The organism is Rhodospirillales bacterium (assembly GCA_020638175.1).
In the GTDB taxonomy this organism is placed as follows: domain Bacteria; phylum Pseudomonadota; class Alphaproteobacteria; order Micavibrionales; family Micavibrionaceae; genus JACKJA01.
The window spans coordinates 484,431-499,242 of sequence record JACKJA010000002.1; the positions used below are offsets into that span (position 1 = coordinate 484,431).

At 53.7% G+C, this 14,812-nt stretch carries 18 protein-coding genes; 11 read left to right on the forward strand and 7 right to left on the reverse strand.

The genetic code is table 11. From position 1 onward, the window contains the following. Window positions 1–15 precede the first annotated feature (15 nt). Entirely contained in the window at window positions 16–828 is an 813-nt protein-coding gene (locus H6868_02340) for a DUF3108 domain-containing protein (GenBank protein ID MCB9988155.1), read from the forward strand. A 3-nt stretch (window positions 829–831) separates the two neighbouring features. On the opposite strand, the gene H6868_02345 is transcribed toward H6868_02340, so the two are convergent. Beyond that, window positions 832–1,113 (reverse strand): hypothetical protein, encoded by a 282-nt coding sequence (locus H6868_02345; protein ID MCB9988156.1) that lies wholly within the window; start codon window positions 1,111–1,113, stop codon window positions 832–834. 193 nt (window positions 1,114–1,306) lie between these two features. On the opposite strand from H6868_02345, the gene glmU reads away from it, so the two are divergent. The 3 genes from glmU to glmS are packed head-to-tail and all read left to right on the forward strand — an operon-like array spanning window position 1,307 to window position 4,904. Then, complete coding sequence (gene glmU / locus H6868_02350) at window positions 1,307–2,644, forward strand: bifunctional UDP-N-acetylglucosamine diphosphorylase/glucosamine-1-phosphate N-acetyltransferase GlmU (GenBank protein ID MCB9988157.1); 1,338 nt, start codon at window positions 1,307–1,309, stop codon at window positions 2,642–2,644. Next, window positions 2,641–3,048 (forward strand): hypothetical protein, encoded by a 408-nt coding sequence (locus tag H6868_02355; GenBank protein ID MCB9988158.1) that lies wholly within the window; start codon window positions 2,641–2,643, stop codon window positions 3,046–3,048. The genes glmU and H6868_02355 overlap by 4 nt, the downstream gene beginning before the upstream one ends. Window positions 3,049–3,071: 23 nt before the next feature. Continuing rightward, window positions 3,072–4,904 (forward strand): glutamine--fructose-6-phosphate transaminase (isomerizing), encoded by a 1,833-nt coding sequence (glmS, locus tag H6868_02360; GenBank protein MCB9988159.1) that lies wholly within the window; start codon window positions 3,072–3,074, stop codon window positions 4,902–4,904. On the opposite strand, the gene H6868_02365 is transcribed toward glmS, so the two are convergent. Further along, a complete protein-coding gene (locus tag H6868_02365; GenBank protein MCB9988160.1) occupies window positions 4,891–5,808 on the reverse strand; it encodes a 50S ribosomal protein L11 methyltransferase in 918 nt (305 codons plus the stop codon). The genes glmS and H6868_02365 overlap by 14 nt on opposite strands. Before the next feature lie 9 nt (window positions 5,809–5,817). Next, window positions 5,818–6,240, reverse strand: coding sequence for a TIGR02300 family protein (locus H6868_02370; GenBank protein MCB9988161.1), 423 nt, complete (start codon window positions 6,238–6,240; stop codon window positions 5,818–5,820). Between the two features lie 174 nt (window positions 6,241–6,414). Between H6868_02370 and H6868_02375 the strand changes: the two genes are divergently transcribed. The 4 genes from H6868_02375 (at window position 6,415) to H6868_02390 (ending at window position 9,520) form a co-directional block, all read left to right on the forward strand. Then, entirely contained in the window at window positions 6,415–7,551 is a 1,137-nt protein-coding gene (locus H6868_02375; protein ID MCB9988162.1) for a thiolase family protein, read from the forward strand. Then, entirely contained in the window at window positions 7,551–7,814 is a 264-nt protein-coding gene (locus H6868_02380; GenBank protein ID MCB9988163.1) for a hypothetical protein, read from the forward strand. Before H6868_02375 ends, H6868_02380 begins: the two co-directional genes overlap by 1 nt. Window positions 7,815–8,090: 276 nt before the next feature. Continuing rightward, window positions 8,091–8,858 (forward strand): PhoH family protein, encoded by a 768-nt coding sequence (locus H6868_02385; GenBank protein MCB9988164.1) that lies wholly within the window; start codon window positions 8,091–8,093, stop codon window positions 8,856–8,858. 5 nt (window positions 8,859–8,863) lie between these two features. Further along, complete coding sequence (locus tag H6868_02390; GenBank protein ID MCB9988165.1) at window positions 8,864–9,520, forward strand: hypothetical protein; 657 nt, start codon at window positions 8,864–8,866, stop codon at window positions 9,518–9,520. On the opposite strand, the gene H6868_02395 is transcribed toward H6868_02390, so the two are convergent. After that, a complete protein-coding gene (locus H6868_02395) occupies window positions 9,517–10,461 on the reverse strand; it encodes an L-lactate dehydrogenase (protein ID MCB9988166.1) in 945 nt (314 codons plus the stop codon). The two genes, H6868_02390 and H6868_02395, sit on opposite strands and share 4 nt — an antisense overlap. A 108-nt stretch (window positions 10,462–10,569) precedes the next feature. Between H6868_02395 and H6868_02400 the strand changes: the two genes are divergently transcribed. Next, on the forward strand, window positions 10,570–11,172 hold the full coding sequence (locus H6868_02400; GenBank protein ID MCB9988167.1) for an SCO family protein: 603 nt from the start codon (window positions 10,570–10,572) through the stop codon (window positions 11,170–11,172). Window positions 11,173–11,174: 2 nt separating this feature from the next. On the opposite strand, the gene H6868_02405 is transcribed toward H6868_02400, so the two are convergent. The 3 genes from H6868_02405 to H6868_02415 all read right to left on the reverse strand — a co-directional run bounded on the left by H6868_02405 (window position 11,175) and on the right by H6868_02415 (window position 13,811). Next, window positions 11,175–11,870 carry a hypothetical protein gene (locus tag H6868_02405; protein ID MCB9988168.1) on the reverse strand — a complete coding sequence of 232 codons (696 nt, stop codon included), beginning with the start codon at window positions 11,868–11,870 and terminating at the stop codon, window positions 11,175–11,177. Window position 11,871: 1 nt separating this feature from the next. Continuing rightward, window positions 11,872–13,260 (reverse strand): D-alanyl-D-alanine carboxypeptidase, encoded by a 1,389-nt coding sequence (locus H6868_02410; GenBank protein MCB9988169.1) that lies wholly within the window; start codon window positions 13,258–13,260, stop codon window positions 11,872–11,874. A gap of 251 nt (window positions 13,261–13,511) precedes the next feature. After that, the gene (locus tag H6868_02415; GenBank protein ID MCB9988170.1) at window positions 13,512–13,811 is read right to left on the reverse strand and encodes a hypothetical protein; all 300 of its coding nucleotides are present in this window, start codon (window positions 13,809–13,811) and stop codon (window positions 13,512–13,514) included. 88 nt (window positions 13,812–13,899) lie between these two features. Here H6868_02415 and H6868_02420 point away from each other — a divergent pair, with 88 nt between their 5' ends. Beyond that, window positions 13,900–14,277, forward strand: coding sequence for a phasin family protein (locus tag H6868_02420; protein MCB9988171.1), 378 nt, complete (start codon window positions 13,900–13,902; stop codon window positions 14,275–14,277). Window positions 14,278–14,449: 172 nt separating this feature from the next. Further along, window positions 14,450–14,812, forward strand: a complete 363-nt coding sequence (clpS, locus tag H6868_02425) for an ATP-dependent Clp protease adapter ClpS (GenBank protein MCB9988172.1) — start codon at window positions 14,450–14,452, stop codon at window positions 14,810–14,812.

A 14,812-nucleotide genomic window follows, 5' to 3' on the forward strand; every position in this document is an offset into this window, starting at 1 on the left:
GCGATTACGGTTTTGATGCTGGCTGGTCCGGCGATGGCGCAGGGATCGTCTTTGGGAAAAAATATCCAGACAATGACGTACGAAGTTTACGCCGGCGGCATTAATGCTGTGCAGGCTGAACTGGACGTTGCCTACGAAAATGACAAACGCTATGCGATGAAACTATCGGCGCGGACCAAGGGGTTTTTGGCCAAGCTGGCCCCGTGGAAAGGGTCTTTCGAGACACTGGGTTGGCTGAAAAAAGACGGGGTGGATCGCCCCGAGGAACATAAATCCGTATCGGTCTGGAAAGAAGAAGAAGAGGTCAAAACCTATCAATACGCCCCGGATGGTTCATTTAAAGACTATAAAGTGATCGAGGATGGCCGCGATTATACGCCCAAAGAGCTGGATGAGGCTCTGACGAAGGGTACGACCGATGCCATGACGGCGACGCTGGAGGTCATGAAAAAAGTGGCTGATGGCGGCAAATGTGAAGGTAGCTCGGAAGTCTTCGATGGGCGCCGCCGCTACGAACTGGTGTTTAGCCATGAATCCGACGATACGCTGGACTCCAGCCGTTACAATATCTATGGCGGTACGGCGGCACGCTGTCAGGTCGAAGTGAAACCGCTGGCCGGCGCTTGGCATAAAAAGCCGCGGGGCTGGATGTCCATTCAGGAACAAGGCCGGGAAAAAGGCAGTCTGCCAACGGTTTGGCTGGCGAAAATTAGTGAAGATGGTCCCGCCGTTCCCGTTAAAATCCGTGTAAAAACCGAATATGGCACGTTATTCATGCATCTGGTCGGCTACCAGAACGGCGATGGGGTCAAGCTGGCAGCGAAATAAAGATTAAAAATCGCAATTCATTTCTTTGAATAAATCAATCATGTCTCGTGTGTTGCGGGCATTGATCTCCAGGGTTATTTTACCGTCTTTCTGGTAACAGCCGGAGAAAAGATGCCGACCGGCCGTCATGAAAAACTCGTTAAGTGACGTCGGGGAAAGCTCAACCCGGCATAAACCGTTCCGAACGGATCGTTCCTGTTCGACCTGCATGCAAATTTGACCGAGTATATCTTCGATGATAGGAGCCACCTTATCCCAGCGCTGCTTCAGATATTTATTTGTCATAATTTAATCCTTTGGGTATTAAAAGCAGACAGAAAGCCCGGACACAAGAAATTTGTTACATCCCGCAATATCATGTGACTTGCGTTTGCCGGCTTGTCTTGTCATTCTGAGGCCTTGGAAAAGGCCGAGGAATCTCGTTGTTTGGGTTGGGATCCTTCGCTAACGCTCAGGATGACAGGAAAACAAAACCACGATGACCACAAAACCACTGGCCGTTGTTATTCTGGCCGCCGGCCGCGGCAGCCGCATGAAATCCGATTTACCGAAAGTGATGCATCCCTTGGCTGGCCGGCCAATGGTGAGCTGGCTTTTGGATACGGTCGAAAGCCTGACACCGAACAAGGTTGTCGTGGTTGCCGGGCCGGATATGGCGGATTTGGGAAAAGCGGTAGAGTCGTATCACACAGCTATCCAGAACGAACCGAAGGGCACCGGCGACGCGGTCAAAGCAGCCCTGCCGGAGCTAAAAGGGTTTGAGGGCGATGTCCTGATCCTGATGGGCGATGCGCCGCTCATCGGGGCGGAAACGTTGAGGGCCTTGATTGAAACCCGGCACAAAAGCGACATGACAAAGATCGCCGTTTTGGGGATGAAGCCGGATAATCCGGCTGCTTATGGCCGTATGGTTCTGAATGCGGATGGCAGCCTTGAAAAGATTGTCGAATTTAAAGACGCCACGGTCGACGAACGAAACATCAAGCTCTGCAATGCCGGGGTTTACTGCGTTGATGGCCGGCGCCTTGCCGACTGGCTGGGCCGCATTACCAATGATAATGCGCAAGGCGAATATTACCTGACCGACCTTGTTGAAATCGCAGCCGCCGATGGCGCGGTTTGCCATGTTCATGTGACCGAAGACCCCGGCGATGTGTTGGGTGTTAACAGCCGCGCCGACCTGGCGGCGCTGGAGCGCATTGTACAGCAAAAACTACGGGTCGCCGCCATGGACAGCGGGGCAACGCTGATTGATCCGGAAACAACATATTTCAGCTGGGACACAAAGCTGGGCCGCGATGTTCTCGTGGAACCGAACGTGTTCTTCGGTCCCGATGTCGAGATCGGTGATGGCGTTCACATCAAGGCTTTTTGTCATCTGGAGGGAACGAAGATTGCTGAAAAGGCCTCTGTGGGGCCGTTTGCGCGGTTACGTCCCGGCGCGGAAATCGGGACAAAATCAAAAATTGGAAATTTCGTAGAAATCAAAAGCAGCCTTCTACACGAAGGGGTCAAAGCCGGGCATCACGCCTATATCGGTAATGCGGAGATCGGCGCGGGGACAAACTATTCCTGCGGCGCGATTACCGCGAATTATGATGGCAAAAACAAACATAAAACCACGATTGGCAAAAACGCCTTCATCGGCAGCGACGTAACCATGGTGGCGCCGGTGACCATCGGCGATAATGCTTTTGTCGCCGCCGGTTCAACGATTACCAAGGATGTTCCTGCCGAGGCGCTGGCCGTTGCCCGTGAAAAATCTAAGATTATTGAAGGCTGGGTAACGCGAAAGCGGAAAGGAACAGATCAATGATAAAGGCCCGGTATAGTATGCTGTGCGGGCTAGGTTTTTTACTGACAGCCTGTGCCGCTAGCGTCACGGAATATCACAGCGTTTGCATGGAAACTTACGAAACCATCGCGCAGCAGGTGGCTTGCGTAAAGGCCAATGTGGCGCAAACACCGGATATGCAAAGAGACACTCTGATCCATGAATATTTGAAAACCGGAGATCTTCTGGTTCAACAAGTTCGAAATGGTGAAACCAGCGAAGCCGATGCCCAGTTGCGCTTCATCGAAAAACTCAACGAAATTCGTCGCAAAGGTTTGCAGGAAGAAGCTTATCGCGCGCAAATCTTTGAGGCCTACGATCGGCGCTTCCCGGTCCAGACGACCTGCGTCCCGGTTGGCAACGAAATGCATTGCACGAGCTACTAAATCACAAAGAGGAATAATCATATATGTGCGGAATTATCGGAATTTTGGGTGAAAATGATGTGGCGCCTTTGCTGGTCGAGGGACTGCGGCGTCTTGAATATCGCGGCTATGACAGCGCCGGGATTGCGACGCTTTCCAACGGCCACATTGATCGCTGCCGGGCCGAAGGCAAGATCGTCAATCTGGACGAGAAATTAAAGGCTCATCCCCTGAAGGGCACCACCGGGATTGGCCATACGCGCTGGGCGACCCACGGCGGCCCGACCGAGAACAACGCCCATCCGCATGCCACCGAGCGTGTCGCCGTCGTCCATAACGGCATTATCGAGAATTATGCGGAATTGAAAGAAGAGCTGGAACAACATCAGTGCCGCTTTGAAACCGAGACAGATACGGAAGTCATCGCCCATCTGGTGACCCATTATCTGACGCAGGGGATGGCCCCGCGTGAAGCGGCCAACAAGGCGCTCGATCATCTCGAAGGCGCGTTTGCCGTCGCCCTGATTTTTGCAGGTGAACATAACCTGATGATTGGCGCGCGGCAGGGTACGCCGCTGGCCGTTGGCTATGGTGAAGGAGAAATGTTCCTTGCGTCTGATTCCTATGCACTGGCGCCTCTGACCAAAAAAATCTGTTTTCTGGAAGATGGCGACCGCGTGCAGGTCACCCGCGAAGGCGCGGACATCTATGTAAACGATAACCAGCCCGTGCAGCGCCCTGTGCGCATTACGGCCCAGAGCGGCGCCACGACCGGCAAGGACGGCTATCGCCACTTCATGCTAAAGGAAATCCACGAACAGCCTGCCGTCATTGGCGATACGCTGAACTCCTTTATTAATCCGGCAACGGGGGAAATTTCTGTTCCCGAAGAAATTCTGTCATCATTGGAAAAAGCGCCGCGCATTACGCTGGTGGCATGTGGCACGGCTTTTTATGCGTGCATGACGGCCAAATACTGGCTGGAGCAAATCGCCCGCGTGCCATGCGAAATTGATATTGCCTCGGAATTCCGTTACCGCGAAGCGCCGATGCCCGAAGGCGGCGTCGCCCTGTTTGTTTCCCAGTCGGGCGAGACGCTTGATACGCTGGAAGCTTTGCGCTATTGCAAACGGCAAGGCCAGACAATCTTGTCGATCGTCAACACGATTGAAAGCACGATCGAGCGCGAATCCGACCACGTTATGCATACGCTGGCCGGACCGGAAATCGGCGTTGCGTCGACCAAGGCCTTTACAACGCAGCTCACGACGATGGCGTGCCTGACGCTGGCGCTGGCGATCCGTAAGGGCACGGTTGAGAAAACTGAATTAACGGCCATGACCGATGCCTTGCGCCATATCCCGACGCAGGCCGCCGCCGTTTTGAATGAGTGTGAAGAGCCGATCAAGGCCATGGCCCGGGATATTTCCGAGGCCCAGCACATGCTTTATCTGGGACGGGGCAGCCTCTATCCGCTGGCGATGGAGGGCGCATTGAAGCTCAAGGAAGTGTCCTATATCCATGCGGAAGGATATGCCGCCGGGGAACTGAAGCACGGCCCGATCGCGTTGATTGACGAACAAATGCCGATTGTCGTGCTGGCACCGGGGAACGAGCGCCTGTTTGACAAAACCGCTTCGAACATCCAGGAAAATGTCGCCCGCGGTGGCAAGATTCTGCTGGTTTCCGACCAGAAGGGCTGTGAGCGTCTGGCCGATCATGCGCAGTGGATGATTAAGCTGGGCGATGTTCACCCGTTTGTTGCGCCGATCCTCTACGCCTTTCCGGTCCAGATTCTTGCGTACTATGTCGCGATTGCCAAAGGCACCGATGTTGACCAGCCGCGTAACCTCGCCAAGAGCGTCACGGTGGAATAAGGCCGTGCAGGATCAAACTCGTCCATTCATCTTCGTCATAGCGGTTTTCTATGGCCATGCTTTCCTTGCTGTAAACCGATAACAGTTTTTCCGTCTGCTCCCGCAGCATGCCGGACAGGATAGCCTTGCCTTGCGGGGCCAGTGCGGCAGCAAGATCGCCCGCCATCTCTTTGAGCGGCGCCGCCAGAATATTGGCAATAATCAGATCAAAAGGCGCCCGCGCCGCTATGGCGGACGCGGCAAACCCGTCGCTTTGCAGGCAGGAAATTTCCGGCGCGCCGTTTATAACGCAGTGATGCTGCGTAACGCGGACGGCCTCGTCCTCAATATCGGTGGCCAGGATGGCGGCTTCCGGCCATAATTTCCGGGCGGCGAGGGCCAGAATACCCGACCCTGTGCCGAGATCGAGAATATTGCGGGGTGTAAACGCTTGCGCCTTTAAATCAGCCAGCGCCTTCAGGCAACCGGCAGTCGTGCCGTGCTCACCGGACCCAAAGGCTGTGGCGGCTTCGATTTTGAGGAGAATGCTTCCGGCGGGCGGCGGCGTTTTGTCTTCCGGCGCACAGATAAAAAACGGCCCGATTGTAAAGGCCGGGACGGGGCGGTAACTGGCCGCCACCCAGTCGAGAGCGGGCATCGTCTCGGTCGTCCATATAACATCGCGATCCGCCAGATTTTGCAGCCCGACCAGATTCGTCATGACGGCCAGCCGGGCTGTTCTGTCGGCTTCATCCGGCACAATCGTCATCAGCCATTCGATGCGCCAGCCGGCGCCGTCTTTCGGCGGCAAAATGGACGTAGCAAGAGCGTGGTCTTCCAGGCACAAAGAAAGACTGCCGACCTGAAGCTCTTCCAGATCGGCAGGCAATGTTACGGTAAGTTTGTAAAGCGTATCTTCGGACAAAATCAGGCTTTATTTATGATCGTCGTCGTCCAGATCAACGTCGATATCGGTGTCGTCGTCCAGATCGACATCAACATCATCAAGGTCGTCAAGATCAATGTCATCGCCGTCCAGATCGTCCAGATCTTCTTCGCTGTCATCATCCGCGTCTTCCATGTCTTCGACGTCATCCAGACTTACGATATCTTCTTCGCTGTCTTCTTCATCGTCCAGATCATCGCTATCGGCAGCGTCAACAGCGGTCGCCTTTGTAACTTGCCCCGCGTCTTCACTGGCGGCCCCGCGCCCGCGGCGGCTTTTAACCTTTATGTCCCCGGTAAACTCTGTCGCGCACGACGGACAGATGATGGGGCGTTTGTTCATATCGTAATAGCGGGTGCCACAGTTGGGGCAGATCCTTTTTAGTCCTTTTTTATCGGCATCGGCCACGATTTGAGTCCTCCATAAAATCACTCTTGCTAAATATGTTTTCCGAGATGCCCGATTTTGAAATCAATGTCAAAGCAAAATTAAATCATTCGTATGAACAGCATGGATTATTCGTCGGATTGACGGTAATCTATTTGACGACAGAAAGAATCAAAATTTTTAAAGAAGGCCCATACCATGGAAAAATCGGTTGTCATTTGCGGATATAAACGCTCTCCCTTTCACTTCGCCAATAAAGGCGCGCTGGCGGGTGTCCGTCCCGATGATATGGCGGCTGAAGTCGTAAAGGCGCTGGTGGCGGATACGGGCGTTGAGCCGGATGACATCGAGGATCTTTTGATGGGCTGCGCCTTCCCGGAGGCCGAGCAAGGGTTTAATATTGGCCGTCTGGTGGTCAATCTGGCGGGACTTCCTGTGCGTGTGGCCGGGGCAACACTCAACCGTTTTTGCGGTTCTTCCATGACAACCATCCACATGGCCGCAGGTTTTATCCAGATGGGCGCGGGCGATGTGTTTATTTGTGCCGGGGTTGAATCAATGAGCCGCATTCCGATGGGCGGTTTTAACCCGATGCCGAACCCGAAGCTGGGTGAAATTTACCCGCAGGCTTACATGTCCATGGGCGAAACGGCCGAAAATCTGGCAAAGAAATATGAAATCAGCCGCGAGGAACAAGAAGCCTTTGCCGTACAATCGCATGTCCGCGCCGCGGCGGCACGGGAAAACGGCAAGTTTGCCGACGAAATCGTGCCGATCGGCGATGTGACCGAGGACGGCACCATCCGTGCCGAAACAACGGCGGAAACACTGGCCGGCCTCAAGCCTGCCTTCGATGAAAAGGGCACGGTAACGGCGGGAACCTCTTCACCGCTGACCGATGGGGCATCGGCGGTTTTGGTGGCATCCGAGGACTACGCCCGTAAACACAACCTGCCGATTATGGCCCGGATTAAATCGGTGGCCGTATCGGGTTGTAAGGCCGAAATCATGGGCATCGGCCCGGTGCCGGCAACGGACAAGGCATTAAAGCGCGCGGGTGTCAAAATTGAAGACATTGATCTGGTTGAACTGAATGAGGCTTTTTCAGCCCAGTCTCTGGCCGTCCTGCATAAGCTCGACCTGAAAGCCCGGCAGGACATCGTCAATGTCGACGGCGGCGCGATTGCGCTGGGTCACCCGCTGGGGGCGTCCGGTGCGCGGATCACCGGGAAACTCGCGTCCCTCATGCAGCGTGAAAACAAAAAGCTCGGCCTCGCTACCATGTGTATCGGCGGCGGCCAGGGCGTCGCGACAATTCTGGAATCCGTAGATTAATGACGGATATTGACGATATCAAAACACGCAATATCCGTGTTGAGGCCGACAAGGCATGGGAAACGTCAAAAACCCGTCGGGCTTTAATTACTGTAGGAACCTACATCATCGTTGGCAGCTATCTAATATATCTGGGCGTCGAAAATGCCTTGTGGCATGCCGCCGTACCGGCAGGCGCTTATCTGATTTCAACCCAGACCTTACCCTTGTTAAGACGTCTATGGATCGAACATATCTACAGGAAAAATTCATCTGACATTTAGAAATTTGGCCCGATTCATTTTTTCTGCTATGATTCGCATATCGGGTCGGCTGTTCCGGCGGACCTAAACGCTTTCTCAAAAAAGGACAATCCTTGCCCTTTGTTTTTGAAAAAATCCCGGTCACTTACCCCGGCAGCATCCCCGGAGATGCCGAGAGGGCCGCTTTCGAACCCGATTTTCAAACCGTTTTAAGCCGTGCCTTGCCGCACGGTTTTTTTGTGCCTGTTTCGCCACTGGTGGCGGCAGGATTCCCTCAACCATGAAAGGAGCATCCTCATGGCTAAAAAAATCCGCAAAAACAAATCAAACTCGAATCTGAATGCGGTCAGAGGAGGTAATAACGTCGTCCGCCACGCGGCCTTCGAAGACGATCTGGACTGGCACCCGCTGGACCAGGAACTTGACGGTCGCCGCGATCAGAAATTTGTGAAGAATATTCGCCCACGCTCCGAGGGACAAACGGAACTCTACGAAGCCATCAAATCCAAAAATCTGACGATTGCCGCCGGGCCGGCGGGAACCGGGAAAACCTATCTGGCGATTGCCAGCGCGGTCGAAGCGCTGGAAAAAGGCAAGATCGAGCGGATTATTCTGTCCCGTCCGGCGATGGAGGCCGGGGAAAGCCTCGGTTACCTGCCCGGCGATCTGCAGGAAAAAATGGCGCCGTACCTGCGCCCGCTTTATGACGCGCTCGGTGACCGGATGGGTGGCAAGAAAGTCAGACAGATGATACAGGATGGCACCATTGAAATCGCCCCGGTCGGCTTTATGCGGGGCCGGACGCTTAACAATGCCTTTGTAGTGATTGACGAGGCACAGAACTGTACCTATGGCCAGCTCAAGATGCTGCTGTCCCGTCTGGGGTGGCATTCGACAATGGTCGTGACCGGCGACCCGGCGCAAAGCGATTTGCTGGAGGGCATGTCCGGTCTGGATGAAGTCATCCGGCGGCTGGAACATGTTCCCAATATCGCCGTGGTCAAACTGGCGCAGCAGGACATCGTTCGTCACCCGCTGGTCGCGGAAATGCTGGAGGTCTTGTAGGGTCTATGGATCAGACGAATAAAAACGGGGTCGGCAGGCGTCTTGCCGACCCCTCTCTTTGGATTTTGACGGCCAGCAACGTGATGACGATGGCCATGGCCTTTATACAGGGCTGGGAAATGGGACCGGTCTTGTGGGTGTACTGGGCGCAAAGTGTCATTATCGGTCTGACGAATTTTGTCCGGATGATAAACCTGAAGGAATTCACGACAAAAGGGATGACCATGAACGATCATCCGGTTCCTGAAACAAGCGCCGGCAAATATCAGGTATCCTTTTTCTTCCTGTTTCATTACGGGTTTTTCCACTTTGTCTATGCGATGCTTTTGATCTCTGACAATTTTGACGGTGCCCTGACCCCGGAGCAGGTTTTTACAGTTTCCTTTTGTGTTCTGGCTTTTGCCTCCAGCCATATTTATTCCTTCGTTTACAACAAAGGGCAGGATTTCAGGCACAAAAAACCCAGCCTCGGCACGATCATGTTTTATCCTTATATGAGGATCGTCCCGATGCACCTGACGATCATTCTGGGCACGGCGATGGGAGGGCAGGCAATCTTGCTCTTTATGGGATTAAAGACGATCTCTGACGCCGGTATGCACATGGTTGAACATTACCTGTTCCAGAAACCGGTAAAAGAACGGCTTGAAATGAAAGATTAAAGCCCGACCGCTTCGATTGCTTCCTTGAGGATCTCGGCGCTGCGGCGCAAAGCCCCCCGTTCGGCATCGTTCAGGGCCGGATAGATCGTTCTCTCGATGCCCGCGGCGGAAACAACATGCGGCAAAGACAGGCAGACATCGGGAATGCCCTCGATATCATCTACGGGGGTGCAGCATGTTAAAACCGCATGTTCGTCATCAACAATCGCCTGCGCAATCCGGGCCATACCGGCGCCGATCCCAAACCATGTAGCGCCCTTACCGGCAATAATCCGGTCGGCAGCGCGCCGTACGCCGTTATCAATGGCGGTGCGGACGGAATCGGTCACCGGGGCTTCGACCTGCGCGGCAAAATCGGCCAGCGGCAAGTTCCCGACCGTCGTGCCCGACCAGTGCAGGACTTCTGAATCGCCGTGCTCGCCCAGAACATAGCCATGGACAGAGTGGCTGGAAACACCCAGATGTTGCCCCAGAAGCGAGCGGAATCGCGCCGTGTCCAAAATAGTGCCCGATCCGATAATCCGGCTGTGGTCGTGGCTGCAACATCCACCCGAAATCAAAGCGGCCATGTGGGTCATGACATCGACAGGGTTCGAAGCGATCAGCAAAATAGCGCTGGGTGCGGCCGCCAGAATCTGGGGAATGATATCGCCAAACACGGCGGCATTGCGTTTCAGCAAATCCAGCCGTGTTTCCCCCGGCCTTTGGCCGACACCGGCGGCAATCATCACGATGCCTGCGCCTTTTAAATCCTTATACGTCCCGGCACGGCACGGCACAGGATGGGAAAAGGGCGTGGCGTGCAGGATATCTTCGGCCTGTGCAATAGCCAGGTCCTTGTTCATGTCGACCAGAACGATCTCCGTTCCCACGCCGCGCATGACACAAGCATAAGCACTGGCCGCGCCAACATGACCGCATCCGACAACCCCGATTTTCATGATAATCCCCCTTTTTATTGTCCCTGTTTCAATCACCGCTTGCTTATGAGCTTGTCCATTTCATATCATGCCCTTCATAAAAACCAATCAAAAATATAAGGGGTCGTTATGAGCAATAAAGAACAAAAAGCGGGTAGCCTGTTTGTTGTCGGATTAATCGTGCTGATGTGTCTGATGGCGGGTGTGATGTGGATGCAAAAGACCGAACCGGGCGGCACGGATATGGCGGGCGGACCGTTTACCCTGATCGACCATAACGGCAAAGCAGTAACCGACGCCAGCTATAAAGCGCCCTACAAGCTGGTGTTTTTCGGTTTTACGTCCTGTGAGGCGATTTGCCCCGGCGAGCTTAAAAAAATGGCATTGGTGCTGGAGGCCTTGGGACCGCTGGCCGATGATATCCAGCCGCTTTTCATCACCGTCGATCCGGATACCGATACCCCGGAAACGATGAAAAACTATGTCGAGATGTTCAATCCCCGCATTGTGGGCCTGACCGGCACGTCGGAACAGCTTCGGACGGTGCATGAGGAATACAAGGTCTATAGCGCCAAGGTGGAAAACAAGGTTTCTGGCGGACATACGATGGATCATTCTTCCTATACGTACCTGATCGGGCCGGACAACAAGCTGACGGCCTTGTTCAATATGCAAACAGGCCCGCAGGAAATGACCGACGAAATCAAAAAAATACTGGAAAGCCGGTCCTGAGTTTATCGGGCCATCAAGACGTGGAAGAAATGCAGGGAGTTATCGGCGCATTCAACGCAGCCCTGCATGGCGGGTTTGACGGTAAAGGTCGCTTCGGTCGTGGTGTTGGGCGCGCCGCTGAACTGGGTGGCATCGCCGAACCGGCCGGAAGTTCCTGAATACAGGCATGTGCCGCCGTCTGTGGGCTGGACGGCGCTGTCATAGCCGTCCATTTCGTTGATTTTATCGCAAAATTCCTGTGTTACATTGGGCATAACGGCAATAAGTTCAGCGCGGGAAGAGCCAACGTCCGGCATGTGCGTTCCACCGTAGAATTCCCAATTACTGCCGTCATTCAGGCCGCTAGGCGGTTGCCGGTATTCCGCGCCGCCGCCGGTGCGGCCGAAGACCTGGTTTGTGGGATTGACGGTGATGTCTCCGTAATCGCTGGGCGCGTCGGGGTGGGCGAAGCGAATATCGACCTCGCTGATTCCGTTTTGCATGACAAAGACGACCGCACGTTCTAGCTCGCCAGCATATTGCCGGACTTGCGTTGTTTTAATGACAAGGTTTTCGCGGTCAATGTTCGATCCTTCATCACCGCCGGAGCGAAGAGCCGCCGTGACCAGCCCGATCAGAACAATCGCCAGCAATATAAAAAAGATCACATTGCCCGACTCCGGGTCGGATCCGTCGTTGGAAATCGAAGGGATGGCCATATCAATAAGCCTGCGGTGAAACGGGCAGACAATCACGTAAATAGCGGCAAGCCCGCAGGGCTTCGTTTTTGGTAAAGCCTGCGATCCGTCCCCGGAACAGCCAGCCGTCACCGGTTTTGAGCGGCGCGATCATCGCTGTTTTTGAATCGGCCAGAGTCGGCGGCAGTTTTTTCTGGGCGCGGGCGATGGCTTTATCGGTTTTTACCCGGCTGGCAAAGGCGCCAACTTGGATAGCCCAGCCTTTATTGGTCTGCGGAGACGTATAGGCAACAGTCTGGATTCCGGTGCTGGGCGGCGCCTGACGTTCTTTATGGGCGGCAATGGCCATCAGCCCCGTTTCAAAGCGGCTGGTGATGGCCGGATCATAGTCTCCCTGACCGATGATGTTCTGGAACGCTTGATTCTGGAGCATCGGGTTTAGGTCAGCCCATTTAACATTGCTGTCATCGTCATCATCGTCGTTTCCGGCGGCCGGAGCCATATTATCCAGAGCGGCGACTTGCATTAAAGTGACGGGTTTGCGGGAGGGAACAGGAATCTTGGCCGAAGCAATCCGTATAGTCTCCATCTTGGAAAAGCCTTTATCGAGCAGGCTAACCATGTGATCGTTACGGCTCCGTGCTGTGCGGCCGCCAAAGACAACGCCGATAATGCGCTGGTTATCGCGCTTGGCCGAAGCGACCAGATTAAAACCTGATGCCTGAACGTACCCGGTTTTAAAGCCGTCCATCCCCTTGTAAACACCGAGAAGCCGGTTGTGGTTGTGATAACTTTTACCCTGATAACTGAAATTCCGGGTCGAAAAATAGCTGTAATACTGTGGATAGGTCCGGATGATATAGGCAGCCAGCTTGGCCATATCGCGCGCCGTTGTAACCTGACGGGGATCATGCAGCCCCGATGCGTTGCGGAACCGGGTGCTCGACATGCCGATTTCCCGGGCTTTCGAGGTCATTTGATAGGCAAACTGATTTTCGCTGCCGCCGACTTTTTCGGCCAGCGCGACCGCCACGTCATTAGCCGATTTTGTTACCAGCGCATAAATGGCGTCTTCAACGCGGATACTCTGCCCGGCGGGAATATCCAGTTTGCTGGGAACCATGCTGGCGGCATGACGAGAGAATACAACGCGGTCACTTAGTTTCAGATCCCCGCGCTCAAGGGCGTCAAATGTCAGGAGCAATGTCATCATTTTTGCCAGAGAGGCCGGGTGCAAAACCCGGTCGGCATGACTTTGCGACAAAACCATGCCGGTATCGGCGTCAATAACAATAGAGGCATATTTGGGATTGCCTTTGGCGTCGGCTGTTTCCGGCACCAGAAAGCAGGCCGTGCAGGCTATTAAACAAAAAACAGCGATATGAAAGATGCGAGGGGTTTTAAAGCCCATGGTATCCGTTCCTGATATTTTGTTTTTGAAATCCGGGGTGACCGGAAATGTGCTGTTCCCGACCACTTCGAAAAACACACACACTCATATTAGCGTTTTTTTGAAAGGCTGTCCAATAGATAGGTGGTCCCCGCGCACCATGTTTGTTGCGGCGCACCATTTTCTTGACAGGGACCGGTGTGAATGTTACTTTAGGTATTGTGCGATGCAATAAGAGCCTGTACAATCATGTGCTTGTAAAGTCACTTTAATCAGGTAATCCGGCAACAAAGAGGTATCAGTACAATGGCTTCCGCAAAAACAGGTAAGAAGAAAACGACCGCGCCGAAAAAGACGGCATCCAAACAACCGGTGAAAAAAACAACAGCCGCCAAAACGGCCAAGCCGGCAACGACGAAGGCCGCTGCTCCAAAAGCTGTGAAAAAAGTGGCCGCGCCGAAAAAGACGGTGAAGAAAACAGTGAAGAAGGCCGTATCCAAAAAAGCGGCAGCACCGAAGAAAACCGTCAAAAAAGTAACAAAAAAGCCTGTAAAGACGGCAATTAAACGCAAAGCACCTGCCAGAAAAGCAGTGACGGCGGCAGCCGCTAAAAAAGCGCCTGCACCGCAAAAACAACCCGTTCAAATAATGGAGGCCACCATGGCTAAGGGACAAGTGAAAATCGATAAAATTGCGCAAGACATGACCAGCGCCGGTAAACAACAGGCCGAGGCTTACGCGGCATGTTTCGGTATTTTGTTCAAAGGCTCCGAAGATATCGTAAAGACCAACACGGCGTTCATCCAGAAATTCGCTGAAAAACAGGCGCAATACATGAATGACTCGCTTCAGGTCAAAACTCTGAACGAATGGGCGGAAACCCAAAACGAAATCGCCCAGGCTAATTTGAACGATTTGATGGATATGGCGACCCGGACCTCCGAACAGTGCGTTAAACTGGCGGTGGACGTGATGGCTCCGATCAACCAGCAAATCGGTGAAACGGTTAAAAAAGCTGGCAAAAGCATGGCGGCCTAAAGCGGCTTTGTGCTTTTACGGCTGAAAACAGGTTTGTCGGATTCCTCCGACATGACAACCAGCCCCGGCTCTCTGAGTGCAGTCAGAGGCCGGGGTTTTTCATTGGATTTTTAAAAGCGGAGAGGCTATTTTAATGCTTATGATGCATGTAAAAAAATCTCTGGCTGTGCGAATGGACGAAGACTTCCCGGATTTCGATGAATCGGATGACGGCAACGATGGTGCCGCGACGGAAGAAGAAAAGGAAACCGGGCTTTTGCTGAAAACCCGGCCCAAAACCAAAAAGCCGTCCATGTACAAGGTTCTTCTGCTGAACGACGATTATACGCCGATGGAATTCGTCGTTCATATTCTGGAAAGGTTTTTCAGCAAGAATAGGCAGGAAGCCACCGACATCATGCTCCACGTTCACCGGCGGGGCGTCGGGATCTGCGGCGTTTTTACCTATGAAGTGGCGGAAACCAAAGTGGCGCAGGTCATGGATTTCGCCCGCGCCAACGAACAACCGCTGCAATGCACGATGGAGAAAGAATAA

Bases quoted from the DNA above. Each gene is read 5' to 3' on its own strand.
- H6868_02410 (MCB9988169.1), bottom strand. From the start codon at position 13,260: ATGGGCTTTAAAACCCCTCGCATCTTTCATATCGCTGTTTTTTGTTTA.
- H6868_02340 (MCB9988155.1), top strand. From the start codon at position 16: ATGCTGGCTGGTCCGGCGATGGCGCAGGGATCGTCTTTGGGAAAAAAT.
- H6868_02405 (MCB9988168.1), bottom strand. From the start codon at position 11,870: ATGGCCATCCCTTCGATTTCCAACGACGGATCCGACCCGGAGTCGGGC.
- H6868_02395 (MCB9988166.1), bottom strand. From the start codon at position 10,461: ATGAAAATCGGGGTTGTCGGATGCGGTCATGTTGGCGCGGCCAGTGCT.
- H6868_02390 (MCB9988165.1), top strand. From the start codon at position 8,864: ATGGATCAGACGAATAAAAACGGGGTCGGCAGGCGTCTTGCCGACCCC.
- H6868_02355 (MCB9988158.1), top strand. From the start codon at position 2,641: ATGATAAAGGCCCGGTATAGTATGCTGTGCGGGCTAGGTTTTTTACTG.
- H6868_02375 (MCB9988162.1), top strand. From the start codon at position 6,415: ATGGAAAAATCGGTTGTCATTTGCGGATATAAACGCTCTCCCTTTCAC.
- H6868_02380 (MCB9988163.1), top strand. From the start codon at position 7,551: ATGACGGATATTGACGATATCAAAACACGCAATATCCGTGTTGAGGCC.
- H6868_02345 (MCB9988156.1), bottom strand. From the start codon at position 1,113: ATGACAAATAAATATCTGAAGCAGCGCTGGGATAAGGTGGCTCCTATC.
- H6868_02420 (MCB9988171.1), top strand. From the start codon at position 13,900: ATGGCTAAGGGACAAGTGAAAATCGATAAAATTGCGCAAGACATGACC.
- H6868_02400 (MCB9988167.1), top strand. From the start codon at position 10,570: ATGAGCAATAAAGAACAAAAAGCGGGTAGCCTGTTTGTTGTCGGATTA.
- glmS (MCB9988159.1), top strand. From the start codon at position 3,072: ATGTGCGGAATTATCGGAATTTTGGGTGAAAATGATGTGGCGCCTTTG.
- H6868_02385 (MCB9988164.1), top strand. From the start codon at position 8,091: ATGGCTAAAAAAATCCGCAAAAACAAATCAAACTCGAATCTGAATGCG.
- glmU (MCB9988157.1), top strand. From the start codon at position 1,307: ATGACCACAAAACCACTGGCCGTTGTTATTCTGGCCGCCGGCCGCGGC.
- clpS (MCB9988172.1), top strand. From the start codon at position 14,450: ATGGACGAAGACTTCCCGGATTTCGATGAATCGGATGACGGCAACGAT.